9 protein-coding genes are annotated in these 6,920 nt (G+C 31.3%); 5 read left to right on the forward strand and 4 right to left on the reverse strand.

Translation table 11 applies throughout. From position 1 onward, the window contains the following. Nucleotides 1–143: 143 nt before the first annotated feature. The 4 genes from V7056_RS19855 to V7056_RS19870 are packed head-to-tail and all read left to right on the forward strand — an operon-like array spanning nt 144 to nt 2,948. Nucleotides 144–692: an RNA polymerase sigma factor gene (locus V7056_RS19855; RefSeq protein ID WP_499704116.1), complete on the forward strand. Its 549-nt coding sequence runs from the start codon at nt 144–146 to the stop codon at nt 690–692. Beyond that, the gene (locus tag V7056_RS19860) at nt 689–1,162 is read left to right on the forward strand and encodes a zf-HC2 domain-containing protein (protein ID WP_499704117.1); all 474 of its coding nucleotides are present in this window, start codon (nt 689–691) and stop codon (nt 1,160–1,162) included. The genes V7056_RS19855 and V7056_RS19860 overlap by 4 nt, the downstream gene beginning before the upstream one ends. Continuing rightward, entirely contained in the window at nt 1,162–1,623 is a 462-nt protein-coding gene (locus V7056_RS19865) for a hypothetical protein (RefSeq protein ID WP_499704118.1), read from the forward strand. The genes V7056_RS19860 and V7056_RS19865 overlap by 1 nt, the downstream gene beginning before the upstream one ends. Further along, nucleotides 1,620–2,948, forward strand: a complete 1,329-nt coding sequence (locus V7056_RS19870) for a DUF4097 family beta strand repeat-containing protein (protein ID WP_499704119.1) — start codon at nt 1,620–1,622, stop codon at nt 2,946–2,948. The genes V7056_RS19865 and V7056_RS19870 overlap by 4 nt, the downstream gene beginning before the upstream one ends. Before the next feature lie 65 nt (nt 2,949–3,013). Here the strand turns inward: V7056_RS19870 and V7056_RS19875 are convergent, their stop codons facing one another. Genes V7056_RS19875 through V7056_RS19885 form a run of 3 tightly spaced genes read right to left on the reverse strand, consistent with a single transcriptional unit; the run spans nt 3,014 to nt 5,582 of the window. Then, a complete protein-coding gene (locus tag V7056_RS19875; protein ID WP_499704120.1) occupies nt 3,014–3,940 on the reverse strand; it encodes a metal ABC transporter substrate-binding protein in 927 nt (308 codons plus the stop codon). A gap of 20 nt (nt 3,941–3,960) precedes the next feature. After that, on the reverse strand, nt 3,961–4,836 hold the full coding sequence (locus V7056_RS19880; protein WP_499704121.1) for a metal ABC transporter permease: 876 nt from the start codon (nt 4,834–4,836) through the stop codon (nt 3,961–3,963). After that, the gene (locus V7056_RS19885) at nt 4,833–5,582 is read right to left on the reverse strand and encodes a metal ABC transporter ATP-binding protein (RefSeq protein WP_499704122.1); all 750 of its coding nucleotides are present in this window, start codon (nt 5,580–5,582) and stop codon (nt 4,833–4,835) included. The genes V7056_RS19880 and V7056_RS19885 overlap by 4 nt, the downstream gene beginning before the upstream one ends. 491 nt (nt 5,583–6,073) lie before the next feature. Between V7056_RS19885 and V7056_RS19890 the strand changes: the two genes are divergently transcribed. Further along, nucleotides 6,074–6,631 (forward strand): GNAT family N-acetyltransferase, encoded by a 558-nt coding sequence (locus V7056_RS19890; RefSeq protein WP_499704123.1) that lies wholly within the window; start codon nt 6,074–6,076, stop codon nt 6,629–6,631. A 16-nt stretch (nt 6,632–6,647) separates the two neighbouring features. Here the strand turns inward: V7056_RS19890 and V7056_RS19895 are convergent. After that, the coding region (locus tag V7056_RS19895; protein ID WP_499704124.1) for a YwrJ family protein at nt 6,648–6,920 on the reverse strand (273 nt) is incomplete at its 5' end.

Genomic DNA, 6,920 nt, shown 5'->3' on the forward strand with positions numbered 1-6,920 from the left:
TTTTCTTTTTTTATCGAATAAAACTCTATTATTCAAGCATTACTAAAGCAATCTTAAAAAAATAAAAAAATATTATCTTTTTTTGCAGGGTTATATAAAAATGCTTCGTCTAATGTTACGAAGAGGAAAAGAGGTGATACAAAATGGAGTCAGATGAGCAATTAGTGGAACGTATTTTAAACGGTAATCAACAACATTTTAGAGAACTAATTTTAAGGTACCAGTCTCGTGTGTTAGCAGTTGCCCTAAAAGTTACAAATAATCAAAAAGACGCAGAAGATATCTCGCAAGAAGTCTTTCTTCAATTGTATCGATCTCTTGGAAACTTTAACGGAGATTCTAGTTTTTCAACTTGGATTTATCGAATAACGATGAACAAAGCGATTGATTATAAACGAAAACAAGATAGGCAACTCGAACAAGAACCAGAAGATGTTATTTCATCATTACCTGAAACGAATCGTTTATCGCCAGAGGAAGCGTTATTAAAAAATCTTGATAAAGAACTAATTCATTCATATTTAATAGAATTGCCACCAGCTTATCGAGATGTATTAAAGTTATATTATTTTGATGAACTTTCATATAGTGAAATCTCAATGAAATTAAATGTTGCAGTGAAAACTGTTGAATCTCGTTTGTATCGAGCCAAACGTTTAATAAAAGACAAGCATAGAGGAGGGATCATTTGAAACACTTAACGACTGAACAACTTATTTCTTATCAATTAAAGGAGTTATCAAATAAAGAATCTCAACTTCTTGAACAGCATTTAGAAAGCTGCTCTGCATGTCAAAATAAATTAATCCTACTTGGCGAGCTTCATGAAGATTGGATGAACCCTATTAATTTAGAGCTTTCAAATGAGATGTTTGAAGAGATTATGATGAAAACTGAAAAAATGAATAAAGAAGTAATGAAATCAGAGCAACATTCAAAGCTACATCATAAAAAGCAGTCGAATTCTAAATTAGTACGACTAGTTCATTTATCTCTTGCTGCAGCGGCAACGTTTTTATTTTTCCATTTTCAATTAGAAAAACAAATTACTAAGTCTAATCAACAAGTCGTTCAAACAATAGAACAAACCTCTAATTTATTAGAAAAAAGTGAAAAAATGAATTTTAGCATACCAAAAATTTGGAAAGGAATGAGTAAATAATGGAAGAAAGAACTTTAAAAAAACGTAAAATGGGGGTTTATATTTTATCCTTTTTACCTGGACTAGGGCATTTTTATTTAGGACTAATGCAACGTGGATTGCAATTCATGCTGCTTTTATTTGGCGCTATTTTTATGACACATATGGTTGAGATGTTTGCATTCTTTATTCCAATTATTGTGTTTTATAGTTATTTTGATGCGCTTCAATATCATAGTAAATACCGTGAAAATGAAGAACTAATTGATGAGCCTGTTTTCAAACAAAATTTAATAAGAGTTAATAAAACTGTAATCGCATGGATCTTTATCGGTTTTGGTGGCTTATCATTATTAGAAAACTCAGCGGATTATTTACAACTTAGTATAGATTTTAATATTCTATATAAAATCATTGTGAGTGCAGTGTTTGTCATTATTGGGATTCGAATTTTAATTGGAAAACCTAAGGAGGAAATATGAAGAATTGGAAAGTTGGCTCTATAACTGCTGGAGTCTTATTAATAGCAATTGGGATCCTGTATTTTCTTCAGAATTTTATTTCTCTTCCATATACAAAACTAATACTTAACGCATGGCCAATTGCTTGTATATTATTAGGCATCGAGATATTAGTCTTCCATTTAATTAGAAAGGAAGATTCACTTAGATTTAGTTGGTTTAGTATCATATTATTAATTTGTGTTATGTTTGCTTCAATAGCATTTAATTTCGGTCATATTGTTATAAAGGAATTAGGAATAAATTTAAAATCTACAACTGTTGATATAAATGAAGAGCAAAACATTTCAAATGAAATAAATGAAATTATCATTGACGCCCCCGATGGTAAAGTGAATGTTCTTGGTACAAATTCACAAGTTTTAAAAGTTGAAGGTAGTATGAGAATTCCAACTACCGATAAAAAGGCTCCGAATAGTCAGCTTGGAGATTATTTCTCCATTAAAAAGCTGGGTAACAAATTATATGTAAAATGTGAAGAAGAAAAGTTTTCATTTATTACATTTAATGATTCAGAAACTAAATTAAACATAGAATTACCGAAAGAGATTAGTACAAAGATAAACGTTAGTAATGGTTCTATTGATTTACAAAATAAATCGAATAAAACAGAAGTAGAAATTGACGATGGGGAAATGAAGATAGAAGACGTTTCTGGTTACTTAATTGCGAATGCAAATAATGGATCAATTTCTGTACGTAATGTGGAGTTAAGTGAAAACAGTAAGATAACAGCAGATGATGGTGCTGTTGATATTGAAAACATAAAAGGAAAACTCGATGTAAAAGTTGCAAATGGATCAATCACAGTAAATAAAGCAAATGTAACAAAAGAGAGTCAAGTTACGACAGAGGATGGTAATATTTCAATAGTAAATATTGTTGGATCAATCGACATGACCTCGAGTCAAGGTACAGTTACGCTTAATCAAGCAAACTTAAAGGATCGTAGTAAGATTACAACTGAGGATGGAAGTATAGATATAGACGTTTTTATTGGTGAGCTTTTTGCGCAAACAAGCAATGGTTCGATTACAATAGATGAAGCTAATTTAATAGGTAATAGTCAGATTACTACAGAAGATGGAAATATTCAATTGAATATGAGGAAACAGCAAGATATAACAATAAAGGCTGAAAAAGAAGATGGTTCATTTGAAGGAAATATAGGTTGGCAATCAAATAAACAGGAAGAAGAAAATCGAAAACAAACAGTCACATTAGGCGAAGGTACGAATCAATTATTTTTAAAAACATCTAATGGAAATATAATTGTTAATAAATGATAGATTATTAGGTTTAAGATTCATAATACAAAATAAAACCCAAGCATTTGGCTTGGGTTTTATTTTTATTTGTTTAAAGCATCAATAATTGTTTTCGTATTCCATTCCATCATTTTATAATAAGTGTCGCCTTCCTCACCAGGTTTACCTAAAGAATCAGTAAATACTGTACCCACGATTGGCGCGCCAGTTTCTCTAGATACGGTTTCCATACTTCTTGGGTCAACACTTGTTTCAACAAACAGTACAGGTACTTTTTTAGCATTGATTAAATCCACTACATTTTTTATTTGGCTTGGTGTACCTTGACCTTCAGAGTTGATCTCCCAAATATATCCAGATTGTAAATTATATGCTTTACTAAAATATTTGAATGCACCTTCACTAGTAATGAGGAATCTTTTTTCCTCTGGAATTTTACTTAATGCTGTAATCGTTTCAGCATGAAGCTTTTCCAGCTTAGCAATATATTCATCTGCATTTGTTTGATAATAGTCTTTATTCTTCGGATCCTCTTTTATTAAACCATCTCGTATATTTTTGGCATAGATGATTCCATTTTGAATATCTAGCCATGCATGTGGATCAGTTTCACCTTCAAGTCCATTTGATTCTAAGTAAATGGGTGTTACGTTTTTACTAACCATATAAACTGGTGAGTTCTTATCAGATTTATTTGAGCTTTTTAAAAGTTTTTTAAACCATGAATTGCCTTCCTCTAAGTTTAACCCATTATAAAATACGATATCTGCATCAGTTGTTTTCATTAAATCCTTTGGAAGTGGATCATATTCATGAGGGTTTGATCCAACTGGGGCTAAACTATGAATTTCAATCTTGTCTCCACCAATATTTTTGACAATGTCATAAATAATGGAATAAGTAGTCACAACTTGTAGTTTTTTCTTATCGTTATTTGTGTCCTTTGAGCAAGCAGTAAATGCTAGAAGGAAAATAAGAAGTAGTGGTAATAAAAGTTTTTTAAATTTCAAGAATGAATCCTCCTTTGTGATTACTTATCCAAGGATAAATTTGTTTTATTTTTCCTTGCTTTCATTAGCTTCCAAATCAATCCTTGAGAAGGAGAGAAGAAGAATGCCATTGCAAATAAAAACGCTGCTACAAGTACAATTGTTGCACCAGATGCTAAATTGTAAGTAAAACTAAAGTAAAGGCCAATGACCGAACAAATGACACCGATTGAAGCTGATAAGTAAATCATGACCCATAGACGGTTTGTTAATAAATAGGCGGTAGCAGCTGGTGTAATTAACATCGCAACGACTAAGATGATGCCTACTGTTTGAAGTGATGCAACTGTAACTAATGTAAGTAGCACCATTAAACCATATTGAATCCATTTAATCGGTAGCCCATAACTTTGAGCCATTGTTGGATCAAATGTAGAAACAAGTAATTCCTTATAAAATAAGTAGACAAGACTAACGACAACGATCCCAATGCAGATTGTAATCCACATATCAGATGAACGAACCGATAGTACATTACCAAATAAAATGTGATACAGATCTGCACTACTCTTCATAAAAGTGACTAATATAATTCCAACAGCAAACACGGAAGTAAACATTATACCAATTGCCATATCATGTTTTATACGACTATTTTGACTTACAAATCCAATTCCAATCGCTGTTAGTAAACCAGTTGCAACGGCTCCGATAAAAAAGTTAAAACCTAGCATATAAGAAATTGCTACGCCCGGTAATACCGCATGAGAAATTGCATCTCCAATTAATGCCATCCCTCGTAGGACGATAAAACAACCAATAACACCACAAATAATCCCTACAATAACCGATGTGAGTAAAGCCTTTTGTAAGAAATCATATTGCATGACGGCTTCTATAAAATGTAATACACTCATGATAAACTTACCTTCGCCCTTTCTTTAACATAAAAAGTTTGATTAGAATAAGCTTTTGAAATGACTTCTGGATCAAGCACCTCATTTACAGTTCCATACTCTACAAGACTACGATTCAGTAATAATAAATCATCAAAATACTTTTCTGCTTTACTTAAATCATGGTGCACGACAATAATTGTTTTACCTGAATTTCTAAGTTCTTTTAAGATTTTGATAATTGTTTCTTCACTAGTCACATCAATTCCAACAAAGGGTTCATCTAAAAATAAGATGTCGGTATTTTGTGCTAATGCTCTCGCTAAGAATACTCGTTGCTGTTGACCACCTGAGAGCTCACCAATTTGACGATTTTTAAAACTTTCCATTCCAACTTTTTCTAAACATTCAGCAGCCCAATCTTTATCTTCTTTTTTAGGTTTCTTAAAAAATCCTAGATTAGGATAAGTGCCTAATAAAACAACATCTAATACTGTTATTGGAAAATCCCAATCAATATCGCTTCTTTGTGGGACATAAGCAACAAATTTTCTGAAATTGCGAATCGATTGTCCAAAAATGTTAATAACTCCAGTATCTCTAGGAATTAATTCAAGAATCGCTTTCATTAATGTAGATTTTCCAGCACCATTTGGACCGATAATCCCTACTAATTTTCCTTTTTCAACTTCAAAGGAAACATTTTGAATAACTTGATTTCCTTGGTAGGAAACGTAAAGGTCTTTTATTACTAATGCTTTATTCAATATTAAATCCCCCTTTTTTTACCTCGTCTATCTATTTTGCACTGGTGCAACTTTTTAAATAAAAAAATTTGTCCTCTTAAAAATGTTGATGATAAGAAGAATATATTCGGTTAAATGAAAAACATGTGTAAAAAGTTGCGTTAAGGAAACTTTTTTATGTTTAATGAAATTTTAATTGTTTTTTATGACATTGTAAAGCAATTAAATTCTATTTACTCAAATTTTTTAGTTTAATAGCTTAGGTTATTTCATGATAATCATATTTAAGCTTGAACCAGGTAATCATCATCTATTACAATTTATATAATTAGAAAATTTAAAATTAAAGAAAACTAATCATTTTTTAATCTATAAAGAATCATATGAAAATACATTTCAAATTGTGCTAAATGATTTTTTAAAACGAATCAGTTGCTTGAATTGATATTAGAATTTCTACATTAGGTAGTATTTAATAAATGACCAGATTAAAAATAAAGGAGAACGAATATTTGTATAGAGACAATAATTTAGTCATTCGGCCGATTATAGAAGAAGATTTAAAAAGGCTTTGGGAATTAATATATAAAGAAGCTTCACCTGAATGGAAAAAGTGGGACGCCCCATATTTCGAGCATAAGGTAAAAACATATAATGAATATTATTCAAAAAAAAATGAAGAGCTAAATCAAGACGCGAAATGGGCTATTCTAATTGATGGTATAGTAGTTGGTACTGTAAGTTATTATTGGGAGCATAAACCTTCCAATTGGCTAGAAATGGGAATCGGTATTTATGATTCAAATTTTTGGAGTGGTGGAGTAGGAACAAGAGCACTTCGACTATGGATCAATCACTTATTTGATACTATGCCTCTCGTTAGAGTAGGTTATACGACATGGTCTGGTAATCATCGAATGATGAAAGTCGGAGAAAAACTTGGAATGACCTTAGAAGCAAGATTACGAAAATGTAGGTATTACGAAGGGGAGTACTATGATTCTATTCGAATGGGAATTTTAAGAGAAGAGTGGGAAGAATTTATAAAAAAAGAGTCAACTCAGAGTTGACTCTTTTTACTGATTTTTAAGGCAAGTGTACCGATTTTATATGGGAAAGTTTCAAATGGACAATCTCACCACTAGCTACAAATAGTGTGATGATATTATTTTCGACTTTATTTACAAGACCAATTTTCATTGGGTCACTCCCACCATCAAATACAACAAGTTTTCCTTCTTCTTTTCTAAGCTGGTTTTCAAAAGAACGATGTAATGAAGTTTGAGAAGGATTAACTGGTAAACTTTCATTCGTAAGATTATATGGAATGACTCTATGATTATATGGTGTGATCCATTT

The organism is Bacillus sp. JJ664, from assembly GCF_036962205.1.
In the GTDB taxonomy this organism is placed as follows: domain Bacteria; phylum Bacillota; class Bacilli; order Bacillales; family Bacillaceae_G; genus Gottfriedia.